This window comes from Catellatospora sp. KI3 (genome assembly GCF_029948125.1).
Taxonomy (GTDB): domain Bacteria; phylum Actinomycetota; class Actinomycetes; order Mycobacteriales; family Micromonosporaceae; genus Catellatospora.
The window spans coordinates 240376-263474 of record NZ_JASAMB010000002.1 but is presented as its reverse complement, the minus strand read 5'-3'; the positions used below and the strand labels follow the sequence as shown (position 1 = coordinate 263474).

Genomic DNA, 23099 nt, shown 5'->3' with positions numbered 1-23099 from the left:
GTTCTCACCTCAGCTTCGGGTCGAGAGCGTCGCGGAGCGCGTCGCCCATCAGGATGAACGAGAGCACCGTGCCCACCAGGAACCCGCACGGGACGAGCACGAGGTACGGGTACTCGAAGAAGTACTGGATGTGCCCCGCGATCATGACGCCCCAGGAGACGGCCGGCGCCTGCAGGCCGGCGCCGAGGAAGGTCAGCGTCGCCTCTGCCGCGATGAACGAGCCCAGCGCGATGGTGGCCACCACGATCACCGGAGCGATCGCGTTCGGCAGGATGTGCCGGAACATGATCCGCGAATTGGTCGCACCCAGCGCCTTCGCCGCGTGGACGAAGTCGAGGTTCTTGGCGGCCAGCACGCTGCCGCGCATGATCCGGGTGACGCCGACCCAGCCGAGGATCACCAGCACGATCGCGATGACGACCACCTGGCTGTTCTGGCTACGGGTCATCAGCTCGCTCTTGCGCATCACGGTGAGGAACACCAGCGCACCCAGCAGGTACGGCAGCGAGTAGATCATGTCCGCGATACGGGAGACGATCGCGTCGACCCAGCCGCCGAAGAAGCCCGACAGCACGCCCAGGGTCACGCCCAGGAAGGTGATGCCGATGGTCGCCAGCAGTGCGATGAGCAGCGAGGGCCGCACGCCGTACACGATGTGCGACCAGTAGTCGCAGCCGTTCACGCTGGTGCCGAGCAGGTGGTCGCCGGTGAACGGCGGGAGCTTGGACTGCTTGATGTCGCAGATCGCAGGGTCCCGGCTGGTCCACAACCAGGGCACGATCGCCATCGAGACCATCAGCAGGATGTACCCGAGGGAGATCATGAACGCCGGATTGCGGACGAGTTCGCGCCCGGCGTCCGACCACAGGCTGGCGTTGCGCTCCTTGGCGGGGGCGGTGTTCGAGTCCTTGGCGGGCGCCGGGGCGGTCGACGTGGTCGGCGCTCCGGCGACGGTCTCGGTCGCGGCGTTGATGTCACTCATAGCGGATCCTCGGGTCGAGCACGGCGTAGAGCAGGTCCACCAGCAGGGTGATGGTGAGGTACGCCAGCACCAGCATGGTCGTGATGCCGATCAGCACCATCGATTCGCCCTGGAAGATTGCCTTGCCGATCTGGTTGCCGACGCCGGGCACGTTGAAGATGCCCTCGGTGATGATCGCGCCGGTCAGGTAGACCGCGACCGACAGACCCAGGTTCGTGACGACCGGGATCAGCGAGTTGCGCAGCGTGTGCACGCCGATGACCCGCTTGCCCGTCAGGCCCTTGGCCCGCGCGGTGCGCACGAAGTCGGCCCGCAGGTTCTCCTGGACGCTCGTGCGGGTCAGGCGCGCGGTGGCGGCCAGGCCCAGCAGACCGAGCACCACACCGGGAATCACCAGGCTGGCGAACGGATAGTCGATTTTGTACGCCGCACCGAACAGACCCCGCGAGATGACTTCGGGGACCCACTCCTGCGTTCGCAGCCAGTTGCCGAACTTGACGCTGACGAACAGCTGGACCAGGAGGCCGAGCACGAAGACGGGGACCGAGATCACCAGCACGGTGCCGATCTTCACGACGTAGTCCATGAAGCCGCCGCTGCGCTTGCCGGCCAGCACACCGGCGATGATGCCGATGATGGCCTCGACCAGGAAGGCGATCAGGGTGATCTTGAGGGTGTACGGGAGAGCCGTCGAGACGATGTCGGTCACCTCGCGGAACCGCAGGTTGGTACCGAAGTCCCCCTGCAGGTAGCCGCTGAAGGTCCCGTTCCTCGGCGCCAGGCCGAGGCGCTGCCAGAAGAGCTCGAGACAGGGGTTCCCGGGCGACTTCAGGCAGGGATCGTCCAGCCCGAGCTTGCGGGTGATGGCCTCGACAGTCGCGGGCGATGGGGTGCGATCGCCGAAGAGCGCGCGAACCGGGTTACCGGTGAGCTGCATGCCCACCGAGGTCAGGTAGTGAAGGAGGAACAACGTTCCTAGGACCGTGGGAATGAACTGCAGCAAGCGTCGAATGACGTAGCGTCCCACCTCTGGTCCTCCTCTCGGAGCCATCGGGGCGGTGGGGAACCGGTCCGGTTCCCCACCGCCCCGCGTGAGTGTGGATCAGATCAAGCGATCAGGAGATCACTTGGCGGGGTTGAGGACGATCTTGTCGTACTCGACACCGGAGATGGGGTTGAAGACGAAGGTCTTGACGTTCTCGCTGTACACGTCGGAGACCATGCCGAACCACATCGGGATGACCGGCAGGTCGTCGACGATGATGTCCTCGGCCTTCTGGTACGCCTTCACGCCCTCTTCCTGCGTCTTGGCAGCGTTACCCTCGTCGACAGCCGCGTCGAAGGCCGGGTTGGTGTAACCGCTGGCGTTCGAGGAACCCTTGGTGTAGTACAGCGGCGCGAGGTAGGTCTCGAACCACGGGTAGTCCGGGCCCCAGCCGAGACGGAACGGGCCGGTGAACTGGTGGGCGTCGCCCTTGGCCAGGTACTCCGGGAACTGGAGGGTGGTGTTGAGCTCGTAGTCGATGCCCAGGTCCTTCTTCCAGCCGTCGCCGACCGCCTGCATCCACTTCTCGTGGCCCGCACCGGCGTTCGCCCACAGGGTGATCTTGCCACCCTTCCAGCCGCCAGCCGCCTCCAGGACCTGCTTGGCCTTGGCCGGGTCGTACTTGCAGTTCGGGCAGGCGCCGTCACGGTAGCCGAGGAAGTTCGGGCTCACAACACCCTGCGCGGCCGAGAAGCGGCCGTCGAACACCGCGTCGATGATCGCCTGACGGTCGATCGCCAGCGACAGAGCCTGACGGATCTGCTTGTTCTGGAAACGCGCGTCGTTCAGCGGCATGCCGACGTAGGTGAAGGTGTTGCTCGGCTTCTGGAAGAAGCGCTCGCCGTACTGCTGCTTGGCGGCCTTGACCTCAGCGGACGGGACGGACTCGAAGATGTCCAGCTCGCCGGCCTTGAAGTCGGCGTAGCCCGTCTCCTGCTTGTCGTAGATCTTGAAGGTCAGGGTGTCGGCCTTGCCCTTCGAGGCGGTGTAAGCGTCGTTGCGCGACAGCTTCACCTGGACGTTGTGCTCCCAGGAGCCCTCGATCTTGTAGGGGCCGTTGCCGATCGGCTTCTCGGTGCAGCCCTTGACGTCCGCGAGGCACGCCTTGGCGACCGGGAAGAAGCCGGAGTAGCCGACCTGCGCCGGGAAGCCCGAGAAGGGCTTCTTCAGGGTGACCTCGAAGCTCGTGTCGTCGAGCTTCTTCAGACCCGACAGGGTCTTCGCGGCCGGCTCCGGCGCCGTCTTCGGGCCGTCACCGTCCGGGTCGGTCGCCTGCAGCTCGTCGTAGCCGGCGATGCTCGACAGGAAGTACGAGTTGGTCGCGGCGTTCGGGCCGTACGCGGTGAAGTTCCACGCGTCGATGAAGCTGTCCGCGGTCACCGCCTCGTCGTTGGTGAACTTGAAGCCGGACTTGAGCTTGATCGTCCAGACCTTGTTGTCCGTCGAGGTGATCGAGTCCGCGATCACGTTGACCGGCGCACCCTTGGCGTCGTACTCCACCAGGCCCTTGTACAGCTGGCGGATGATGACGATCGACGGGTTGTCGTCGGCCATCGGCGGGAACAGGCTCGCCGGCTCGGACGCGTAGATCCGGAGCTCGCCACCGACATCGGTCGGCGTCTCGGCATCGGGGGTGCTGGTGCAACCAGCGGCAATCAGCGCGACAGCGGCGGTAGCCACCGCTGCCTTAAGGGATTTCCCGCGCATTCGTGTGCCTCCTCAGGCGCTCACGAGGGGGTGTGAGGTGGCCACACTTTCGCACCCCTCGACACACGCCGGGAAGGCCCTGATACCAACCCGTTACCGAGACGGGACGACGCCGATACCGCGTCAAGCAACTTTCTTGATCGAAGTAAAACGCTCTGAACAGCGGCGATTCAGCAGGTCGGCGTGGGTGTTGATCGTGAATCGAAACATGGAGGTAACTGGCATCTCACAGATTGGGCGATACAGAGCGTCACACAAGACGTCGATCCGCCGCCCAACGCGACAATTCGTACCGGTTGGACATCTGCAGCTTGCGCAGCACGTTGGAGACGTGGGTCTCCACGGTCTTGATCGAGATGAACAGCTCCTTGGCGATCTCCTTGTACGCGTACCCCCGCGCCAGCAGCCGCAGCACCTCGCGCTCGCGGTTGGTCAGCTGGTCCAGCTCCGGGTCGGCCACCGGCGCGTCGGGGCGCGCCGCGAAGGCGTCGAGCACGAACCCGGCCAGCCGCGGCGAGAAGACCGCGTCGCCGTCGGCCACCCGCCGGATCGCGTCGACCAGGTCGTCCGGTGAGATCGTCTTGGTGACGTAACCCCTGGCCCCGGCCCGGATCAGGCCGATCACGTCCTCGGCCGCGTCCGAGACCGACAGGGCCAGGAAGCGGACCTGCGGCTGCGTCTTGCGCACCGCCTCCAGCACCGCGCGACCACCGCCGTCGGGCATGTGCACGTCCAGCAGCACGACGTCGGGCACCGTCGACCCGATCATCGAGACCGCCTGGGCCACGGTCGCCGCCTCACCCACCACGTCGACGTGGGCGCCCAGCTCGGCCCGCACCCCCGCCCGGAACATGCCGTGGTCGTCGACCAGGAAGACCCGCAGCCGCTGCTCGCTCATATATATCCCTACTCCTCTTTCAAGGACGTGACGGCCAGGCTCAACCGGACCTCGGTGCCCTCGCCGACCGTGCTGCGGATCTCGGCCTGGCCGCCGTGGCGGGCCATCCGTCCGATGATCGATCCTCGTACACCGTGGCGCCGCTCCTCCACCGCGGTGGGGTCGAAGCCCGTGCCCCGGTCGCGCACGAACACGCTCAGCATCGTGGGCTCCGCCTCGGCGTACAGCGAGACGGTCTTGACCTGGGCATGGCGCGCCGCGTTGACCAGCGCCTCGCGCGCCGCCGCGACCAGCGCCGCGACCCGCTCGTCGACCTTGCGGTCGCCCACCACGACCGCCTCCACGGCGATCCCGTAGGTGTCCTCGACCTCCGCCGCCGCCTGCTGCAGCGCCGCCGCGAAGTGCTCGGTCGGCGAGCCGGTGGGCTGGTAGAGCCAGTTGCGCAGGCTGCGCTCCTGGCCGCGGGCCAGCCGGACCACGGCCGCCTGGTCGGCGGCGTTGCGCTGGATCAGCGCCAGGGTGTGCAGCACCTGGTCGTGGACCATGGCGGCCAGCTCGGCGCGCTCCTGCTCGCGGATGCGGCCCTCGCGCTCCGAGCGCAGCGCGGCCAGCATCCGCCACAGCAGCGGCGCGGCCACCAGGCCCACACCCGCCAGCGCCACCAGCGCGAACGCCACCGCGATCCACAGGTCGCCCCAGCTGATCGCGCCCAGGGTCTGCGGGGAGTAGATGACGATGATGCCGATCATGCCGACCGCGACCAGCACGCCGCCGCCGAGGAAGCGCAGCAGGTACATCCGGCGGTCACCGTCAGTGACCGCCGCCAGCCAGGGCGCGTTCGGCGAGGCGTCGCTCCAGCGCTGCCGCCGGTCCGGGTCGGCCTGGTGCCAGATGATGCCCGCGCCGACCGCGACCAGCGCCACCAGCCAGCCGACGGACATGCCGATGCCGCCGTCGCGGTTGATCAGCAGGCTGATCGTCATCAGCGCGAACCCGGCCAGCACGAACGGCACCAGGCGGATCAGCGGACGGCGGGGGCCGGCGTCCGCGCCCGCGGGCAGCACCGCCCAGAACACCGCGTACAGCAGCGCGCCCAGGCCGTTGACGGGCAGCATGAGCAGGAAGATGATCCGGACCAGGGTCGGCGACAGGCGCACGTGCGCGGCGATGCCCCCGGCGACCCCCGCGACCAGCCGGTCGGAGCGGGAGCGGGTCAGCCGGGGGGTCTCGGGCACGGAGGTCGACACGTGATCGATCGTGTCACGGCGGGCGCGCGGGCGCCCACGGGTGAGACCCCCAGATACTGTGACGTCCTTTCTCAGGGTGGGCTCAGGGTCCGGTCCGGAGGCGGGTCGGGCCTGCTCAGCCTCACTATCGACGTATGAACGATGAGACCGCGACTCCCCCTCGTGGTGACGGCTCCGGCGACGACGGCGCGACGCAGCCGCCCCCGGCCGCCACCGCCCCGCCGACCGGCCAGGCCCCGCCCGGCCCGGGCGCGGCACCGTACGTCTCCTGGGCGGCCGGATACGACCTGATCCGGCCCCGGCACGGCCGCTACCTGGCGGGCGTGTGCGGGGCGCTGGGCCGGGCCACCAAGACCGACCCGCTGCTGTGGCGGGTGCTGATCGGCGTGCTGTCGATCTTCGGCATCGGCATCATCGTGTACCTCGCGGTGTGGCTGCTCACCCCGGCCGAGGGCGACACCGCCTCCCCGCTGGAGGCGCTGTTCGGCCGGGGCTACTCGACCACCTCCTCCACGCTGACCCTGGTGCTCGGGGTGGTGGCGGTGTTCGTGCTCGGCGGGGTGACCAACAGCTTCGAGATGGCCGTCATCGCGGCGATCGGGCTGGTGGTGGCCGCGCTGGTGGTCAGCCGGAGCAACGGCGGCCGCGCGCCGCGCCCGCAGCCGGGCGTCACCTACCTGCCCCCGCAGTACGCCGCCGGGCCGCAGCCCGCGCCGGAGTACGCCGCGGCGGCGACCGTGCCCGGCCCGGCGCCGGTCACGGCGGTGCTGCCGGGCGAGCCGACGGGTTACCGCCCGCCGTTCGCCCCGCACGGGCCGTACGCCCCGGCACCGCCGCCGCCCCCGCCGCCAGCGGCACCGGTCAAGCCGCGGCCGGAGCCCTCCCGGCTGGGTCGGCTGATCTTCGGGGTGGTGCTGATCGCCCTCGGCCTGCTGGCCATGGTCGACATGACCGGGATCTCGATCCCGGGCACCGTGTACGTGGCCACCGCGCTGGCCGTGGTGGGCGTGGGCCTGGTCATCGGGGCGTGGTTCGGCCGCGCCCGCGGCTGGATCCTGCTGGGCATCCTGCTGGGCCTGGCCCTGCCGATGGCCAACGCGGGCGACGACTGGGACCGGGTCCGCAGCCAGGCCGGCAACGTCACCTGGGCGCCGACCACCATGGACGACCTGGCCGACCGGTACGAGCACCGCTTCGGCCAGGCCACGCTCGACCTGACCCAGCTGCCGCTGGCCGGGCGCGACACCCGCGTCCGGGCCCAGATCACCGCCGGCGACCTGCGCATCATCGTCCCGGACGGGATCGACGTCACCGTCAACAGCGACGTCAACCTGGGCAACGCCAACGTCTTCGGCCGGGAGCTCAACGGGGCGGGCGTCACGGACACCCAGTCCGACTTCGGGGCCGACGGCCCCGGCGGCGGCACCCTGCGCATCGACCTCGACGTCAACGCCGGCAACGCGGAGGTGACCCGATGAAGTCGCACCGTACCGACACGGTCTCGCTCTTCTTCGGCCTGCTGTTCCTGTTCGTCGCGGGAGCCTTCCTGGCCCGCCGCCTGATCCACGTGGACCTGCCCCCGCTGGGCTGGTTCGTGGCGGCCGGCCTGATCATCTTCGGCGTGATGGGCGTGCTCGGGGCGCTGACCCCGCGCAAGCGGGCCGAGGTTCCCGCAGCTGACAAGGCTGTCGACGGCGACATCTGAGCCGAACCGATCCTCTCCCCTCACCGGTCGAAACGTGCCGGTGAGGGGAGCTTGTCTATGCTGACCGGTGAAACACCCGGTCGAAGACGAGGAGCCGATCCATGAGCCAGTACCAGCCTGACCGACCCGCCCTCGGACCGCTCGGCCAGATCCGCATCGGTGACCGCGCCGCGCGCACCCTCACCGCCGAGCTGGCGCGCCACGGCGGCCCCAAGACCGCGCTGCTGGTGGGCGCGAGCGCCGACTCGCTGGTGCTGGCCGAGGCGCTGGACGCGCTGCTGCCCGGCGACCGGCTGACCGTGGTCGCCGCCGACGACTCCGTGGCCGGGCACCTGTCCACCCTGGGCAGCTTCCTGGCCGAGCGGGTGCAGGTCGTGTCGGACCTCAGCGCCGCCGAGCCCGCCGACCTGGTCATCGTGGCCGAGCCGGTGGTCGGCTCCGGCGAGGAGGCCCGCACCACCGTCGAGCGCCTGAGCAAGTTCGTGGGCGAGGGCGGCCTGCTGATCATCGCCGCGGTGGCGCTGCCCGGCCTGTCCGGCGGGGCCAACGACGAGCTGGACCGCATCGCCGCCCGCCAGGGCGTCGGCTCCGACCTGGTGCTGCGCAACACCCCGCCGGTGCGGGTGCACCGACTGCGCTTCACCGACGTCGACGCGAGCGTCGCGGCCAAGCTCAGCCCGGCCTTCCGCCCCTCCAGCGTCCCGCTGTACGGCGGCATGAACATCGACTCCAACGGCGTCGCCGCGGCCGGTATCGCGCTGGGTGCCGCCGCCGTGCTCAAGGCCGTCCGCCCGAAGTCGAAGGCGTGGCTGGCGCCGGCCCTGCTGGCCGCCCCGGTGGCCGCGTTCTTCCGCGACCCGGAGCGCGACGTCCCGGCCGACCCGACCGCGGTCGTGGCCGCCAGCGACGGCAAGGTCCTCAGCGTGGAGCACATCTACGACGAGCGCTTCGCCGACGAGGAGTTCCTGCGCATCGCGGTGTTCCTGTCCGTGTTCGACGTGCACGTCAACCGGGCGCCGGTCGCGGGCAAGGTCGTCGACTACTTCGTCGAGGACGGCGGCTACGCGGCGGCGATGAAGCCGGAGGCGGAGCACAACGTGGCGGCGTACACGGTGCTGGAGACGCCCGACCGCAGCCGGGTCGTGGTGGCCCAGCGCACCGGCCTGATCGCGCGCCGGATCGTGCAGCGGGCGCCGATCGGCGCGCTGCTGGCCAAGGGCGAGCGGTTCGGCCTGATCCGGTTCGGGTCGCGCACCGACGTGTACCTGCCCGCCGACCGCGCCGAGGCCCTGGTCGCCCCCGGTGACCGGGTGACCGGCGCCTCGACGGTGATCGCGCGCCTGCGCTGAACTGGGCGACACTCCGCCTTAAATTGACGCTGGCCTATCCAGAGGACGACTTTCCGAAATCCGTCTTCTAGATAGGCCAGCGTCAATGCTAGGCCGGGTGGTAGCGAAGCAACTGCGGACGTCGACGAAACAGCGCCGCCCCGGTCCAGTGGACCGGGGCGGCGCTTTCGTATCGGCTGATCAGGCCACGCGAGCGGTGTGGCGCTGGCGGGCCCACAGCAGCGGGCCGCTGGCGAGGTACACCAGGACCAGCAGGCCGAAGGTGACCAGCGGGTTCCACACCAGGCCGACCAGCGGCAGGATGAACAGCGTCGGCGGCAGCTTGACCACCTTCGCCAGCTTGGCGTACGGGAAGCTGGAGACCATCGCCAGGGCCAGCAGCACCACCCCGGAGAGCAGCGCCGCGGCGGGCAGCGAGCTGCCCAGGCTGGTGGACTTCAGCAGCACCGTCACCGCGAGCACGGTCGCGGCCATGGTGGTCGGCACGCCGCAGAAGAACCGGCCGTCCTTCGGCGAGACGTTGAACCTGGCCAGGCGGATCGCCGCGCAGCAGGCGACGAGCGCGCAGCCGGCGATGAGCACCGGCGTGGGCACCGCGCCCTTCAGCGCGGAGTAGATGACCACCGGCGCGGCGATGCCGAACGAGGTCATGTCACCCAGGGAGTCCATCTGGACGCCGAACGGGCTGGCCACGCCGAACTTGCGGGCCAGGGCCCCGTCGAGGCCGTCGAAGGTGATGCAGGCGAGCAGGCAGAGCGCGCCGTACATCGGCTTGGCTCCCATGATCGCGAGGAAGATCGCGGTCATGCCGAGCATCAGGCTGCTCAGCGTGCAGGCCTGCACCAGGGCGAACTTTATGCGCCGGTCGAGCGTGCGCTCGCCGGGCAGCAGCGGGATCGTCGTCGGGGTCGGCGGCTCGGCGGTCTCGGTGACGGCTGCGGCCTCGATGGCGCGCAGCTCGACCGGGTCCAGGCCGGGCAGGTTGGGGCTCGTCGCAGCGGAGTGTTCAGTCCTGCGCAGTCGTCCCACCGGCACCAGCAGCATCTGCCGGGCGAAGGAGCTGCCTGCGCGCAGCCGACCGGTCCACTGCCGGCCCGCTGGACGCGGACTGTCCGTCAAGCGACGCCGACGCCATAAGGCTCTCGGCACGTGTCGTCCCTCCATGGCCGGTACGGTTCCTTTCCGCCGCCTCAGCGGACCGTCCGGCTTTTGCGGCCTACACCATCGCACACCCGTGTGTGCCTTGGCGATACCCGCCGGGTCGAAATCTCCACCCATTGGGTCACTGAAGGGGCAAATCGGCCCCTAGGCCACGAAGCATCCCGGGGGCTGTCTGTCTCGGTCCGTCGGCCAGTCTACCCGACCGTCGAATTCACCTGATATGACGCAATTCTCGGTTTGCCATGTCCGTGAGCCGGACACCGCCCAGCTCGGCGGGGTGGAACCAGGCCGCGTCACAGGTCGAGCCGCTCACCTCGGTGACCACCGGCACAGTCGGGTCCGCGACGGTGACCCGGAAGACGGCGCGGACCACGTACCAGTCCAGCGGCACGCCCTCGGGGCCGACCGCGGCCGGGTTGTGGCTCGAGCCCACCTCGACCAGCTCGGTCACCTCGCCGACCTGGCCCGTCTCCTCGTAGATCTCGCGCAGCAGGCCGACGTGCGGCTGCTCGCCGAAGTCGGTGCCGCCGCCGGGCAGGTGCCAGTGGCCCGCGCCGGGGTAGCCGGGCGAGGTCAGCGACAGCAGCACCCGGCCGGCCGGGTCCGTGACGATGCCGTACGCCCCGAAGCGCATCACCCGGTTCGACTGCCGCACCAGCCGCCCGTCGGCGGAAAGCTCGCCGGACTCGTCGGCGGCCGGGGGCGCCGGGCCGTCGCCCACCGGCTCGGGCAGGCCCAGGGTCCGGGCCACGAACGGGATCACCGGCAGCTCCGCCAGGCGCGCCGGCTCGACCCAGGCGGGCAGGTCGCTGGTGCCGGCGGTCTCCACGGTCAGCTCGCCGCCGACCACCTCGACGTCGTAGACGACCCGGTCGTGGTGCAGCAGCACCCCCCGCCACGGCATGTCGACCAGGTCGGACGAGACGCCGTGCAGACCGGTGATCCGCACGGTGAGGCCGGTCTCCTCCAGGAACTCGCGCGCCAGCCCGGCGGCCGGGTCCTCGCCGTGGTTCAGGCCGCCCCCGGGCAGGAACCACCGCCCGGGGTGGTTCGACCTGGCCGACGAGCGGACCAGCAGCAGCCGGCCCTGCTCGTCGCGGGCGATGCCGTACGCCCCGATCCTGCGCCTTCTCTCCATGGCCGTCAGGCTAGGCGACGGCTCACACCTGCCGGGGCATGCGGGGCAGCGCGGCGGCCCGCAGTGCCTCCGCGGTGACCTCGGTGACGTCGTCGGGGCCCAGCTCACCGAGCTCGCCGGGGGTGACCCAGCGGGCCTCGGCGGTGGAGCCGCCCTGGTCGTACACCTTCGGCCGGGTGGCCCGGTCGACGCGCACCCGGTAGAAGGCGCGCACGCCGTGCCAGTCGATCGGGTAGCCCTCGGGGCCCAGCGACGCCGCGTCGCGGTGGCTGGCCACGCCCAGCAACTCGCCCAGCCGCCCGCGCTGGCCGGTCTCCTCGACAAGTTCGCGGATGAGCGCCGTGCCGGGCTGCTCGCCGAAGTCGGTGCCGCCGCCGGGCAGGTGCCACAGGCCCGCGCCGGGGTAGTTGGGCGCGATGCGGGTCAGCAGCACGCGCTGCTGCCGGTCGGTGACCACCGCGTACGCCGCGAAGCGCTGCGCGCGGTGCAGCCCGTCGGCGCCGGGCACGGCGTGGAACGACGGGAAGTCGGGCACCTCGTCGGGCACCTCGTCGGCGGCCAGCGCGGACAGCCCCAGCGCGGCCGCCGTGAACGGCCGCAGCGGCAGTTTCGCGCAGTCGTCCGGATCCAGCCAGGCCACCAGGTCGGTGGGCTGGTCGATCCGCTCGCGCAGCGCTCCGCCGCGCACCCGCGCGGCGTAGATGACGCGGTCGGTGTGGATGGTCACGCCGCGGTGCGGCAGTGCCCGCATGTCGGCGAGCACGTCGCGCAGCCCGGTGACGGCGACGCTCAGACCGGTCTCGGCGGCTGTCTCCCTGACAACGGTGTCGTTGGGGTGCTCGCCGTGGTCCACCGCCCCTCCGGGGAGGGACCAGATGCCCGGGGTGCCGGACTGCTCGGATGCCCGGACCAGAAGCACCTGGCCGGACTCATTGGTGATGACGGCATAAGCGGCGATCCGCCGCAGTGCCTCGAGCGCGGTGGTCACGAGAAGTCATTCTCCCCTGCCGCGAAGATCACGACAAGATGTCCGAATTATAAGTACCTTCACGTTCCATTGATGCCATTGATCACCTTTGTGGTTCGGCGTCCCAGCTCAGGCCCCGCAAATCGGCGCTGAAACGGATCTTGAGAGACCGCACGCAAAGAGTTGAGCCCCGGCGGAAGGCCGGGGCTCGACGTTCACTCACTCCCACTCGATGGTGCCCGGGGGCTTGCTCGTCACGTCGAGCACGACCCGGTTGACCTCGGGAACCTCGTTGGTGATGCGGGTCGAGATCCGGGCCAGCAGGTCGTACGGCAGGCGGGACCAGTCGGCCGTCATGGCGTCCTCGGAGGAGACCGGGCGCAGCACCACCGGGTGGCCGTACGTGCGGCCGTCGCCCTGCACACCCACCGAGCGCACGTCGGCCAGCAGCACCACCGGGAACTGCCACACGTCGCGGTCCAGCCCGGAGGCGGTGAGCTCCTGGCGGGCGACCAGGTCGGCGGCGCGCAGGATGCCGAGGTTGTGCTCGTTGACCTCGCCGATGATGCGGATGGCCAGGCCCGGACCCGGGAACGGGTGCCGCCAGACCATCTCCTCGGGCAGGCCGAGGCTGGCGCCCAGCGCCCGGACCTCGTCCTTGAACAGCGTGCGCAGGGGCTCGACCAGGTCGAACTTGAGGTCGTCGGGCAGGCCGCCGACGTTGTGGTGGCTCTTGATGTTGGCGGTGCCGGTGCCGCCGCCCGACTCGACCACATCCGGGTAGAGCGTGCCCTGGACCAGGAAGCGGACGTCGCCGCCGGCCGCCACCTCGCGCGCGGCCGCCTCGAACACGCGGATGAACTCACGGCCGATGATCTTGCGCTTGGTCTCCGGGTCGGTCACCCCGGCCAGCGCGCCGAGGAACCGGTCGGCCGCGTCCACGACCTTCAGCTTGATGCCGGTGGCGGCGACGTAGTCCCGCTCCACCTGCTCGGCCTCGCCCGCGCGCAGCAGGCCGTGGTCGACGAAGACGCAGGTCAGCTGGTCGCCGACGGCCTTGTGCACCAGTGCCGCGGCCACCGCCGAGTCGACGCCGCCGGACAGGCCGCAGATCACCTCGGCGTCGCCGACCTGGGCGCGGATCGCGGCCACCTGGTCGTCGATCACGTTGCTCATGGTCCAGGTCGGCGCGATCCCGGCCACCTCGTGCAGGAACCGCTCCAGCAGCCGCTGCCCGTACGGCGTGTGCGCGACCTCGGGGTGGAACTGCACCCCGGCGAAGCCGCGCGAGGTGTCCTCGAACGCGGCGACCGGCGCGCCCGCCGAGGCGGCGGTGACGGTGAACCCGGCCGGGGCGACGCTGACGCAGTCGCCGTGGCTCATCCACACGTCCTGCCGGGCGGGCAGGCCCGCGAACAGCACGCCCGCGTCGGGCTGCGCCTCGACCGAGGTGCCGCCGAACTCGCGCAGGCCGGTGTGGCTGACCGTGCCGCCCAGCGCCGCGGCCATGGCCTGGAAGCCGTAGCAGATGCCGAAGACCGGCACGCCCGCCTCGAACAGGGCCGCGTCGACCTGCGGGGCGCCGGGCTCGTACACGCTCGACGGGCCGCCGGACAGGATGATCGCGGCCGGATTCCGGCGCATCATCTCCTCGACCGGCATCGAATGCGGCACGATCTCCGAGTAGACGTGCGCCTCGCGCACCCGCCGGGCTATCAGCTGGGCGTACTGGGCTCCGAAGTCAACCACCAGGACGGGGCGCGGCGTAGTCATGACCTCAACCTTAACGTGGCGCCCAGGTCAACCCACGTAGTGGACCCCGTCGGGGTACGGGTACGGATTGGCCTTGCAGCCCTGCAGCGACTTGGTCTGCTGCTGCATCACGGGCGCGGTCCTGCCGGCGCCGGGGCAGAAGACATGGCCGTGGCCGAGATAGTGACCAGTCTCATGGTTGACCACCATGTTGCGGTACACGTCGAGGTCGGTGAACCCGGTCGCGCCGTTGGTCCAGCGGTACAGGTTGATCATGACGTTGTTGCCGTACTGGCAGGAGAAGATGCCCGCGGTGTCCAGCCCGGCGGTGCCGCACATCCGGTCCATGGTGTCCGGCGTGGCCAGCCGGATGTAGAAGTTCGGGCTCGTCCCCGTGGTGACCCGCTTGAACCGCCACTTCTTCGACGCGATCCAGCTGTGCGGATCGGCCAGGATCAGGTCCACCGCCGCGGCGAAGGAGTCCGGGTCGAACGCGGTGATCCCGTTCTCCACCTGCACGTGGTACGTCCGCAGCGTGCCCGCGGTGCCGACCACGCCGGTGCCGCCCGCGGCGGTCCGGAACGTGCCCGCGCCGTGCTTGAGCACGTTGCCGTTGCGGACCGGCTTCGGCGAGGCCGACGGCTTCACCGACGGCGACGGCTTGGGCGCGGGCGACGGCACCGCCGACGGCGACGCGGCCGCCGACTCCAGCACCGCCGACGGGGACGGCGCCGCCTCGAACCTCGGGTGCGGCTGCTCGCCGCACCCGGCCGCCAGCAGTGACAACACCAGCGCGACCGTCGCGACACGAGCCCGCGAGAACGTCCTCCCCATGCCGAACACCTTAAGCGGTCGGCAGTTCGCCCGTACGGTGGTAGTCGCGAGCCGGTCTCACCTGCCCGCCGGTCATCCGGCGACCGTCCGGTACGGCTCCCCCGGCGCGGGCCGCCGGTCGGCCCCGCCCTTCACCGGCCACGCCGCCATCGCCCGCTCCGCCTGCGCGGTGATCGTCAGCGACGGGTTCACCCCGAGGTTCGCGCAGACCGCGGCGCCGTCGACGACGTGCAGGCCCGGGTGTCCGAAGACGCGGTGGTACGGGTCCACGACACCACTGTCCGCGTCCGCCCCGATCACCGCCCCACCCAGGATGTGCGCGGTCAGCGGGATGTCCAGCACCTCCGGCAGCGCCCCGCCCGGCAGCCCGCCGATCTCCTCGGCCAGCAGCCGTACCGCCTCGTTGCCCGCCGGGATCCAGGTCGGGTTCGGGGCGCCGTGCCCCAGCGTCGAGCGCAGCCCGCCCCGGCGCCAGCGCACCGTCAGCGAGTTGTCCAGCGACTGCATCACCAGCGCGATGATGGTCCGGTCCGACCAGCCCCGCACCGACACCGCCCGCAGGTACGGCAGCGGCCAGCGGAGCATCTCCCGCAGCCAGCGCCGCCCTCGACCCGGCCCGCCGTCGGTCAGCGCCGACTGCAGCAGCCCCATCGCGTTGGAGCCCCGGCCGTAGCGCACCGGCTCGATGTGGGTCCGCCCGTCCGGATGGAACGAACTGGTGATCGCCACGCCCTCGGTGAAGCGCGGCTTCCGCTTGCGGGCCTGGCCGGGCAGCATCGTCGCGCCTACCAGCGACTCCGAGTTGGTCCGGGTCAGCGCGCCCAGCCGGGCCGACAGCCGGGGCAGGACCCCCTGCTCCTTCATCGCGTGCAGCAGCCGCTGCGTGCCGAGCGCACCCGCCGCGAACACCACCTGGTCGGCCTCGATCACCGCCCCCGCGGGCGAGCGCCGGCGCCTGGCCAGCAGTGCGCCGGTCCGCGCGGTCTCGACCGTGTAGCCGCCGCCCTCGCGCGGGCGTACGGCGGTGACGGTGGTCAGCGGGAAGACCTGCGCCCCCGCCTTCTCGGCCAGCCACAGGTAGTTCTTGACCAGCGTGTTCTTAGCGTTGTGGCGGCAGCCGGTCATGCACTCGCCGCAGTGCAGGCAGCCCGCCCGCGCGGGCCCCTGCCCGCCGAAGTACGGGTCCGGCACGGTGGTGCCCGGCATGCCCAGGAACACGCCGACCGGGGTGGCGTGGAAGGTGTCGCCGACGCCCATCCGCTCGGCCACCCGGCGGAACGCCTCGTCGGCCGGGGTGGTGCGGTCGTACGTGGTCACCCCGAGCATCCGCTCGGCCGTCTCGTAGTGCGGGGCCAGCTCGGCCTGCCAGTCGGTGATGTCGCGCCACTGCGGATCGCGGTAGAAGTCCGGCAGCGGGCGGTAGAGCGTGTTGGCGTACACCAGCGATCCGCCGCCGACCCCGGCGCCGGACAGCACCAGCACGCCCGCGCCGCGCTCACCCTTGTCCGGCCGCAGCAGCGTGATCCGCTGGATGCCGTAGCAGCCCAGCGCGGGCGCCCACAGGAACCTGCGCACCCGCCAGCTCGTCTTCGGGAAGTCCCGGTCGGCGAAGCGGCGGCCCGCCTCCAGCACCGCGACCGAGTACCCCTTCTCGGCCAGCCGGAGCGCGGCCACACTCCCGCCGAAACCCGACCCGATCACCACCACGTCGTAGCGCGCCATGCGCGCATTATTACCCGCGAGTAAGCCTTGCGCCAGGGGGTGGCTTTCCGTGCAGTTTCGGGGAAAGTGCAGGAATCATGGCCCGCATTCGTGCACTTTCCCTGAAACTGCCGTCAGCCCGGCGCGGTCACTTCTCCGGGCGCTCGGTCTGGAAGAGCCAGGCGTCGAAGAGGGCGTGGAGGTCCTGGCCGCTGACGCGCTCGGCCAGGGCGATGAACTGCTCGGTGGTGACGTTGCCGTCCTTCTTCTCCGCGGTCCACGTCTTCAGGATGGTGAAGAACTTCTCGTCGCCGACCTGCTCGCGCAGCGCGTGCAGGGTCATCCCGCCACGCTGGTAGACGCTGCCGGAGAACAGGTTGTCCTTGCCGGGCTCGCCGGGCGCGACGCGCCAGATCTGGTTGCCCTCGTCCTCGTACCGCCGGTCGAACTCGTCCTGGATCGTGGTCTGGCCGATGTGCTCGCCCCACATCCACTGGGCGTACGTCGCGAAGCCCTCGTTGAGCCAGATGTTGCGCCAGGTGTCGACCGAGACGCTGTCGCCGAACCACTGGTGCGCCAGCTCGTGCGCGACCACGACGGTGTTCTGCCCCCGGCTCCAGAACGCGTCCGAGTACACCGGCCGGGTCTGCGTCTCCAGGGCGTAGCCGACCCGGTCGTCGTGGATGACGATGCCGCCGTACGCGTCGAACGGGTACGGCCCGAAACTCTGCTCCAGGAAGTCGATGATCTCCGGGGTCTGCGCCACCGCCGTGTCGACGTCTCCGCGCGGGATGCTGCTGGAGACCGCCGTCAGCACCGGCTTGCCCTTGTGCTCGCCCTGCACCACCCGGTACCTGCCGATCACGAACATCGACAGGTACGACGCCATCGGCGAGTTGACCTGCCAGTTCCAGGTCGTCCAGCCCGCGTCGTCCTTCTTGCCGCGCAGGATGCCGTTGCTCAGCGCCGACAGCCCCTTCGGCACCGTCAGCGCGATCGTGTATGTGGCCTTGTCGCGCGGGTGGTCGTTGACCGGATACCAGGTGGTGGCCGACTCGGGCTCGCCGATGACGAAGGCGCCGTCACTGGTGGACAGGACCCCGGTGGCGCCCAGTTCGGGGCCGGTGATCGGGGTCGGGACGCCGCCGTAGGCGACCACGGTGACGAACTTCTGCCCGGCCGGGATGGCGGCGGGCACGGAGATGATCAGCTCGTCCTGCTTGCGGGCGGTGGTGGCCGCCTTGCCGTCGACCGTGACCTCGTCGACGGTGAGCCCGTGCAGGTCGAGATGGTAGCGGGTGAGCGCCTCGGTGGCGGTGGCGGTCACGGTGGCCACGCCGGTGAGGCGGTCGGTGGCGGGGTCGTACTTGACCTTGAGGTCGTATGACGAGACGTCGTAGCCGCTGTTGCCGTAGCCCGGGTAGTAGGGGTCGCCGGCGCTGCCCAGGTCGGCCACCGCCGCCGGTGCCGCCGACGGTTCGGGGAAGCCGCCGTCCGGGCCCGTGAACAGCGGCTCCTTGGTCGCCGTGCAGCCCGCGGCGAGCAGTACGGCCGCCCCTGCGGCAGCGGCGATCCCGGCGCGCTTGGTCATGGGCCCTCCCAGTGTCACGACTTACCCAGACTCTATGACCTCCTGGCCCCGACCTGCGTTGCCACCGTAAAGGTCACGACTCGGCACCGCCCCAGCCCTCGGCCGCCGCCCAGCCGCCGAGGCCGAAGCGAAGATCGCCGCCTGCGGTCGGAAACTGCGCTTGATCCGCGGTTTCCGACCGCCGACGGCGATCTCGAAGCTAGCCCCGTGACAGTCAGGGGCGGTCCAGCATCAGGCCGACCTTCTGGAACTCCTTCAGGTCGCGGTAGCCGCACTTGGCCATCGCGCGCTTGAGGCCGCCGAACAGGTTGAGCAGGCCGTCGGGGTCGGCGGCGGGCCCGAACAGCACCTCCTCCAGCGTGCCCATCGGCTCGGCGGTGAAGCCGATCGAGCCGCGCGGCAGCTTCGGGTGGCTGGCCGACGGGTGCCACCACAGGCCGCCGCCGGGCGCCCCCTCGGCCAGCGACAGCGGCGCGCCGAGCATGACCGCGTCGGCGCCGCAGCCCAGGGCCTTGGCGACGTCGCCGGAGGTGTGCAGGTCGCCGTCGGCGATGAGGTGCACGTACCGGCCGCCGGTCTCGTCGAGGTAGTCGCGGCGGGCCGCGGCGGCGTCGGCGATCGCGGTCGCCATCGGCACCCGGATGCCCAGCACGGTGTCCGTGGTGGACAGGTGGTCGGCGCCGATGCCGACGATGACCCCGGCCGCGCCGGTGCGCATCAGGTGCAGCGCGGTCTGGTAGTTGGTGCAGCCGCCGACGATGACCGGCAGGTCCAGGTCGGCGATGAACTCCTTGAGGTTCAGCGGCTCGTCGACGGTCGACACGTGCTCGGCCGAGACGATGGTGCCCTGGATGACCAGCAGGTCCACGCCGGAGTCGAGGATGACCGGGGCCAGCGCGAGGGTGTGCTGCGGCGACACGCGCACCGCGACGGTGACGCCGCCGCCGGCCTTCGCGGCCAGGTCGCGCATCTCGCGGACCCGCTCGGCGATCAGCTCCGGCTTGATCGGCTCGGCGGCGTAGAGCGCCTGGAGCCGCCCGGTCATGTTGTCGTCGTCGCCCTCGCGCGCGGCGTGCGCGAGCTCGGCCAGCAGCTTGCTCGGGTCCTCGTACCGGGTCCACAGGCCCTCGACGTTGAGGATGCCCAGACCGCCGAGCCGCCCGAGCGCGACCGCGTTGGCGGGGCTCATGGTGGCGTCGGACGGGTGGGCCACGCACGGGATGCCGAAGCGGTACGCGTCGAGCTGCCAGTTCGTGGACACGTCGTCCACGTCCCGGGTGCGGCGTGTGGGCACGATGGCGATGTCATCGAGGTGGTAGCCGCGCTGCGCGGTCTTGCCCAGGCCGATCTCGACGATGTCTCGCACGGGTATCTCCTCCGCGGTTCCAGTTGACCAAACGCTACCGCGAGGCCGGTACGCCGGGCACGAGCAGGACGGTCGTCACCGGTGCGGCCTTGGAGTCTCGCGGGCACGTCCTGTTCCCCGGCGCGCCGCCCGGAAAACGGGCGATCGCGGGGCAACGTGACGACCTGCATGCTACCGCCGCACTGACCTGCGCCGGGACAGCCGGTGCGGGCTGTCGGGAAGCGGGCCTGTGTCTGCGCCCCCACTCCCGCGTACGGGAGACTAACGTGAAGGGGTGCACGACGAGCCCATTGATCCGTTCCACGGCGACCCGGCCGACCCCACCGCGGGTCTGGACGACCCCGAGGGTGACGCGTACGGCGAACTCTCGACGCAGGAACGCGCCGACCTCCTGGCCGACCTGGCCGAGCTGGAGGTCTACCAGGTGCTGCTGTCCCCGAAGGGTATCCGGGGGCTCGTCGTCGACTGCGAGGACTGCCGCGAACCGCACTACTTCGACTGGGACCTGCTGCGGGGCAACCTGCGGCACCTGCTCGACTCGGGCCGGCCGCGGGTGCACGAGCCCGCCTACGATCCGGACCCGGACCACTACGTGACCTGGGAGTACGCGCGCGGCTACGCCGACGCGGTCGACGACATGGTCGAGGACTGAGAGACCACCTGCTGGGAATCCACCCGCCGGCCGGTTTAGGCGGGGCGGCGGCGGGTAGCGCAGCGGGGTGGAGTCCCTAGAACACCAGTCCGGCCCGGAAGCCCGCCGCCACCGCGTGAGCGCGGTCGCGCGCGCCCAGCTTGCGGAACAGCCGGCGGGCGTGGGTCTTCACGGTGTCCTCGGAGACGAACAGGTCGCGGCCGATCTCGGCGTTGCTCTGGCCGTCGGCCATACCCCGCAGGACCTGCAGTTCGCGCTCGGTCAGGGTGACCGAGCGGGCGGGGCGCAGCGGCTGGCCCACCGGCTCGGCGGGCAGGTCGCCACGCTGGGCGGGCACGACCGCGGCGGCCGGGGTGCCGCCCTGCCGTCCGAGGGTCGCCACCCCCGGACCGGCCGCGAGCGGTCGGGCCGCGGGCCTGGCGGCGCCCGCCATCACTCCGGCGACGGCGGGCCGCACCGCTTCGGTACGCGCCGCCGGTCTGCTGACCAGCAGCAGCGCCTTGGCGGCGGTGCTGACCGGGTCCGGATCGGTGCCGCCGATCAGCCCTCGGGCCCCGGCCCGGATGGCTGCCTGCGCGGCGGCCGGTTCCTCCGGACCGAACAGCACCAGCTGCGCGTGCGGCACCGCGGCGAGCACCTTGCGGGTGAAGCCGACGGTGTCGGGGCGGGTGAGCGCGGTGTCGGCCAGCACGATCCCGGCCGGGAACGTGGCCAACTGCGCTATCGCCTCGACGGCGCTGGTCGCGGTACGCACCCCCGCGGCTATCCCGAGCCTCTCGGCGCAGGTCGCGATCGTGGCCGCGGCCGTGGTGGTGCGGACGCAAACGAGGACGGTCTGCACGGTGATCCCCCTCTCTCCTGCGAAGAAGACCACGAGACACCCAGATCATTACGCACTTTCCGGGGATTCCGTCGAAAACTCTGTCCAGCACTACCTGATCATCCACTCGATGGCGACAAGTGGACGTACGCGGAGTAACGTGCTGACGTTGTCCCAAATCTCTTCGCTTGACCTCAAGCCTCCCATCCCCTAGGAGGTCAGATGGCCCACTTCCACAGACTCCCCGGTCCGATAGCCGACGTTTGGGATTGGCAGCACCACGGAGCGTGCAGAGGCCGTGACAGCTTGCAGTTCTTCCACCCTGATGGTGAGCGGGGCTCATCTAGAGGGCGCCGCGAGACCGCCGCGAAGAAGGTCTGCGGCTCCTGCCCCGTGCGCGCCGAGTGCGCCGCGCACGCCCTCACCACCCGCGAGCCGTACGGCGTGTGGGGCGGTTTCACCGAGCACGAGCGGCACCGCCTGCTGCAGATCGGCTGGCGTGACTCCGTCGACCGCTGCGGTGCCCGCGTCGACGTCAAGCGGCTGGAGGCTCGCCTCGACCGCGAGCCCGAGCTCAGCGCACCTGCACGCTGATCGTGTGCCAGCCCTGCGCGCCGTCGGGGAACGGATCGGCCCCCTGCTCGGGCTGCAGCGCCCCGGTCGCGTCGGCTGCCCGCACCGAGATGGTGTGACTGCCGGGCGTCGCCTGCCACGGGATCGTCCACTGCCGCCAGGTGTCGGGACCGACCGTTCCGGCCAGCGTCGCGGGCTGCCAGGGACCCTCGTCCACGCGCACCTCGACCACGGACACGCCCCGGTGCTGCGCCCAGGCCACCCCGGCGATCACCGTGTCGCCGGGTGAGACTGTGCCGAACGCCTTGGGCGCGTCGATCCGCGACTCGGTCTTGATCGGCCCCTGCGCCGCCCAGCCCTTGCGCACCCAGTACGCGTCGAAGTCGGCGAACGAGCTGAGCTCCATCTCGGTGATCCACTTGCAGGCGCTGACGTAGCCGTAGAGGCCCGGCACCACCATGCGGACCGGGAAGCCGTGGTCGACCGGCAGCGGCTCGCCGTTCATGGCGAACGCCAGGATCGCGTCGCGGCCGTCGCGCAGCACCGAGGTGGGGGTGCCGCAGGTCCAGCCGTCGACCGAGCGGCTGACCACCTGGTCCGCGCCGTCGAGCGGGCCGGCCTCCTCCAGCAGGTCCTTGACCGGCACGCCGAGCCAGCGGGCGTTGCCGATCAGGTCGCCGCCGACCTCGTTGGAGACGCAGGCCAGCGTGACGTACCGCTCGACGGTCGGGCGGGCCATCAGCTCGCGCAGCGTCAGCTCCATCGGCCGGGCCACCCGCCCGTGGATCCGCAGCCGCCACGACTCCGGGTCCACCTGCGGCACGACCAGCGCGGTGTCGATCCGGTAGAAGGAGTCATCGGCGGTGACGTAGGTCGACAGCCCGGACACGGGCGGATCGACCGTCGCGGGCAGGGCCGGGGCCGGGCTGCCCGGTGTCGGCAGGGCGAGCTGCTCCCGTGCCGCCTGCACGTCGCGGCGCGACGACAGCGACCGGCCAAGGAAGCCGGCGACCGCCGCGCCACCCGCGCCGAGCAGCGCGAACCGCAGGAAGCGCCGGCGGGCGTCGGCGTCGGAGCCGTCCGCGCCGACCGGTTCGGCCGCGCGCAGCAGCCAGTGCAGCACCGCGATCGCGGCGGCGGACCCGACCACTGTGGGCAGCAGGGCCAGCGGGCCCGCGTTCGGGCGGGTCACCGCGGCGGCCACACCGACGAGGGCGAACAGGCCGATGCCCGCGACGCCCCAGCGGAAGTCGCGCCGCGCGAGCAGGCCCACCACGGCCGCGAAGGCGATCAGCAGGAGCACGGTGCCCGTGAGCAGGGCGATCTTGTCGTACACGCCGAAGAGCTGGATCGCGACGTGCTTGACGGCCTCCGGCGTGGCGTCGATGACCGCCCCGCCCACCGCGATCAGCGGCGAGGTCCGCGGCCCGGTGAACACCGCGACCAGCTCCGCCACGCCCAGCGCCACCGCCGCCGAGACCACGCCCGCGGCCATCGCCCGCACCCGAGTAATCACGCCCCCAGTCTGCGCGCCACCGCGCCGACTCACCATGACCGCAGGCATTACCGATCACTTACCGCCGGCCCGCCGCCGCACCCCGGTCGGCTCGC

The 23099-nt window shown here is 71.1% G+C and carries 20 protein-coding genes; 5 read left to right on the top strand and 15 right to left on the bottom strand.

Annotated elements, in window-relative coordinates:
* Positions 1-4: 4 nt before the first annotated feature.
* The 5 genes from QEZ54_RS05125 to QEZ54_RS05105 form a co-directional block, all read right to left on the bottom strand.
* A complete protein-coding gene (locus tag QEZ54_RS05125; RefSeq protein WP_281303278.1) occupies positions 5-982 on the bottom strand; it encodes an ABC transporter permease in 978 nt (325 codons plus the stop codon).
* The gene (locus tag QEZ54_RS05120) at positions 975-2009 is read right to left on the bottom strand and encodes an ABC transporter permease (RefSeq protein ID WP_281303277.1); all 1035 of its coding nucleotides are present in this window, start codon (positions 2007-2009) and stop codon (positions 975-977) included. Before QEZ54_RS05120 ends, QEZ54_RS05125 begins: the two co-directional genes overlap by 8 nt.
* A gap of 96 nt (positions 2010-2105) precedes the next feature.
* Entirely contained in the window at positions 2106-3734 is a 1629-nt protein-coding gene (locus tag QEZ54_RS05115) for an ABC transporter substrate-binding protein (RefSeq protein ID WP_281303276.1), read from the bottom strand.
* A gap of 250 nt (positions 3735-3984) precedes the next feature.
* A complete protein-coding gene (locus QEZ54_RS05110) occupies positions 3985-4632 on the bottom strand; it encodes a response regulator transcription factor (protein WP_217395104.1) in 648 nt (215 codons plus the stop codon).
* 8 nt (positions 4633-4640) lie between these two features.
* Complete coding sequence (locus QEZ54_RS05105) at positions 4641-5867, bottom strand: ATP-binding protein (protein WP_281303552.1); 1227 nt, start codon at positions 5865-5867, stop codon at positions 4641-4643.
* A gap of 146 nt (positions 5868-6013) precedes the next feature.
* On the opposite strand from QEZ54_RS05105, the gene QEZ54_RS05100 reads away from it, so the two are divergent.
* The 3 genes from QEZ54_RS05100 to QEZ54_RS05090 all read left to right on the top strand — a co-directional run bounded on the left by QEZ54_RS05100 (position 6014) and on the right by QEZ54_RS05090 (position 8933).
* Positions 6014-7357 carry a PspC domain-containing protein gene (locus tag QEZ54_RS05100; protein ID WP_281303275.1) on the top strand — a complete coding sequence of 448 codons (1344 nt, stop codon included), beginning with the start codon at positions 6014-6016 and terminating at the stop codon, positions 7355-7357.
* Positions 7354-7584, top strand: a complete 231-nt coding sequence (locus QEZ54_RS05095) for a hypothetical protein (RefSeq protein WP_281303274.1) — start codon at positions 7354-7356, stop codon at positions 7582-7584. The genes QEZ54_RS05100 and QEZ54_RS05095 overlap by 4 nt, the downstream gene beginning before the upstream one ends.
* Before the next feature lie 101 nt (positions 7585-7685).
* The gene (locus QEZ54_RS05090; protein ID WP_281303273.1) at positions 7686-8933 is read left to right on the top strand and encodes a phosphatidylserine decarboxylase; all 1248 of its coding nucleotides are present in this window, start codon (positions 7686-7688) and stop codon (positions 8931-8933) included.
* A gap of 180 nt (positions 8934-9113) precedes the next feature.
* Here the strand turns inward: QEZ54_RS05090 and QEZ54_RS05085 are convergent, their stop codons facing one another.
* The 8 genes from QEZ54_RS05085 to QEZ54_RS05050 form a co-directional block, all read right to left on the bottom strand.
* Positions 9114-10007: a CDP-alcohol phosphatidyltransferase family protein gene (locus tag QEZ54_RS05085; protein ID WP_281303551.1), complete on the bottom strand. Its 894-nt coding sequence runs from the start codon at positions 10005-10007 to the stop codon at positions 9114-9116.
* A gap of 298 nt (positions 10008-10305) precedes the next feature.
* Entirely contained in the window at positions 10306-11232 is a 927-nt protein-coding gene (locus tag QEZ54_RS05080) for an NUDIX domain-containing protein (protein WP_281303272.1), read from the bottom strand.
* A 22-nt stretch (positions 11233-11254) separates the two neighbouring features.
* Positions 11255-12220 carry an NUDIX domain-containing protein gene (locus QEZ54_RS05075; RefSeq protein ID WP_281303271.1) on the bottom strand — a complete coding sequence of 322 codons (966 nt, stop codon included), beginning with the start codon at positions 12218-12220 and terminating at the stop codon, positions 11255-11257.
* A 198-nt stretch (positions 12221-12418) separates the two neighbouring features.
* Positions 12419-13972 (bottom strand): glutamine-hydrolyzing GMP synthase, encoded by a 1554-nt coding sequence (gene guaA / locus QEZ54_RS05070; RefSeq protein WP_281303270.1) that lies wholly within the window; start codon positions 13970-13972, stop codon positions 12419-12421.
* Positions 13973-13999: 27 nt separating this feature from the next.
* A complete protein-coding gene (locus tag QEZ54_RS05065) occupies positions 14000-14785 on the bottom strand; it encodes a DUF3152 domain-containing protein (RefSeq protein WP_281303269.1) in 786 nt (261 codons plus the stop codon).
* A 72-nt stretch (positions 14786-14857) separates the two neighbouring features.
* Positions 14858-16507 (bottom strand): GMC family oxidoreductase, encoded by a 1650-nt coding sequence (locus QEZ54_RS05060; protein WP_281303268.1) that lies wholly within the window; start codon positions 16505-16507, stop codon positions 14858-14860.
* A gap of 127 nt (positions 16508-16634) precedes the next feature.
* Positions 16635-18077: a M1 family metallopeptidase gene (locus tag QEZ54_RS05055; protein WP_281303267.1), complete on the bottom strand. Its 1443-nt coding sequence runs from the start codon at positions 18075-18077 to the stop codon at positions 16635-16637.
* A gap of 214 nt (positions 18078-18291) precedes the next feature.
* Positions 18292-19443 carry a GuaB3 family IMP dehydrogenase-related protein gene (locus tag QEZ54_RS05050; RefSeq protein WP_281303266.1) on the bottom strand — a complete coding sequence of 384 codons (1152 nt, stop codon included), beginning with the start codon at positions 19441-19443 and terminating at the stop codon, positions 18292-18294.
* Between the two features lie 274 nt (positions 19444-19717).
* On the opposite strand from QEZ54_RS05050, the gene QEZ54_RS05045 reads away from it, so the two are divergent.
* On the top strand, positions 19718-20095 hold the full coding sequence (locus QEZ54_RS05045; protein ID WP_217395120.1) for a DUF5319 domain-containing protein: 378 nt from the start codon (positions 19718-19720) through the stop codon (positions 20093-20095).
* Between the two features lie 76 nt (positions 20096-20171).
* Here QEZ54_RS05045 and QEZ54_RS05040 read toward each other — a convergent pair whose 3' ends face one another.
* A complete protein-coding gene (locus QEZ54_RS05040) occupies positions 20172-20936 on the bottom strand; it encodes a helix-turn-helix transcriptional regulator (RefSeq protein ID WP_281303265.1) in 765 nt (254 codons plus the stop codon).
* Between the two features lie 201 nt (positions 20937-21137).
* Between QEZ54_RS05040 and QEZ54_RS05035 the strand changes: the two genes are divergently transcribed.
* Positions 21138-21509 (top strand): WhiB family transcriptional regulator, encoded by a 372-nt coding sequence (locus QEZ54_RS05035; protein ID WP_281303264.1) that lies wholly within the window; start codon positions 21138-21140, stop codon positions 21507-21509.
* Here the strand turns inward: QEZ54_RS05035 and QEZ54_RS05030 are convergent.
* Positions 21490-22983 (bottom strand): molybdopterin-dependent oxidoreductase, encoded by a 1494-nt coding sequence (locus tag QEZ54_RS05030; protein WP_281303550.1) that lies wholly within the window; start codon positions 22981-22983, stop codon positions 21490-21492. The two genes, QEZ54_RS05035 and QEZ54_RS05030, sit on opposite strands and share 20 nt — an antisense overlap.
* Between the last annotated feature and the right edge of the window lie 116 nt (positions 22984-23099).

Bases quoted from the DNA above. Each gene is read 5' to 3' on its own strand.
- QEZ54_RS05100 (WP_281303275.1), top strand. From the start codon at position 6,014: ATGAACGATGAGACCGCGACTCCCCCTCGTGGTGACGGCTCCGGCGAC.
- QEZ54_RS05060 (WP_281303268.1), bottom strand. From the start codon at position 16,507: ATGGCGCGCTACGACGTGGTGGTGATCGGGTCGGGTTTCGGCGGGAGT.
- QEZ54_RS05035 (WP_281303264.1), top strand. From the start codon at position 21,138: ATGGCCCACTTCCACAGACTCCCCGGTCCGATAGCCGACGTTTGGGAT.
- QEZ54_RS05125 (WP_281303278.1), bottom strand. From the start codon at position 982: ATGAGTGACATCAACGCCGCGACCGAGACCGTCGCCGGAGCGCCGACC.
- QEZ54_RS05030 (WP_281303550.1), bottom strand. From the start codon at position 22,983: ATGGCCGCGGGCGTGGTCTCGGCGGCGGTGGCGCTGGGCGTGGCGGAG.
- QEZ54_RS05110 (WP_217395104.1), bottom strand. From the start codon at position 4,632: ATGAGCGAGCAGCGGCTGCGGGTCTTCCTGGTCGACGACCACGGCATG.
- QEZ54_RS05065 (WP_281303269.1), bottom strand. From the start codon at position 14,785: ATGGGGAGGACGTTCTCGCGGGCTCGTGTCGCGACGGTCGCGCTGGTG.
- QEZ54_RS05080 (WP_281303272.1), bottom strand. From the start codon at position 11,232: ATGGAGAGAAGGCGCAGGATCGGGGCGTACGGCATCGCCCGCGACGAG.
- QEZ54_RS05115 (WP_281303276.1), bottom strand. From the start codon at position 3,734: ATGCGCGGGAAATCCCTTAAGGCAGCGGTGGCTACCGCCGCTGTCGCG.
- QEZ54_RS05095 (WP_281303274.1), top strand. From the start codon at position 7,354: ATGAAGTCGCACCGTACCGACACGGTCTCGCTCTTCTTCGGCCTGCTG.
- QEZ54_RS05055 (WP_281303267.1), bottom strand. From the start codon at position 18,077: ATGACCAAGCGCGCCGGGATCGCCGCTGCCGCAGGGGCGGCCGTACTG.
- QEZ54_RS05090 (WP_281303273.1), top strand. From the start codon at position 7,686: ATGAGCCAGTACCAGCCTGACCGACCCGCCCTCGGACCGCTCGGCCAG.
- guaA (WP_281303270.1), bottom strand. From the start codon at position 13,972: ATGACTACGCCGCGCCCCGTCCTGGTGGTTGACTTCGGAGCCCAGTAC.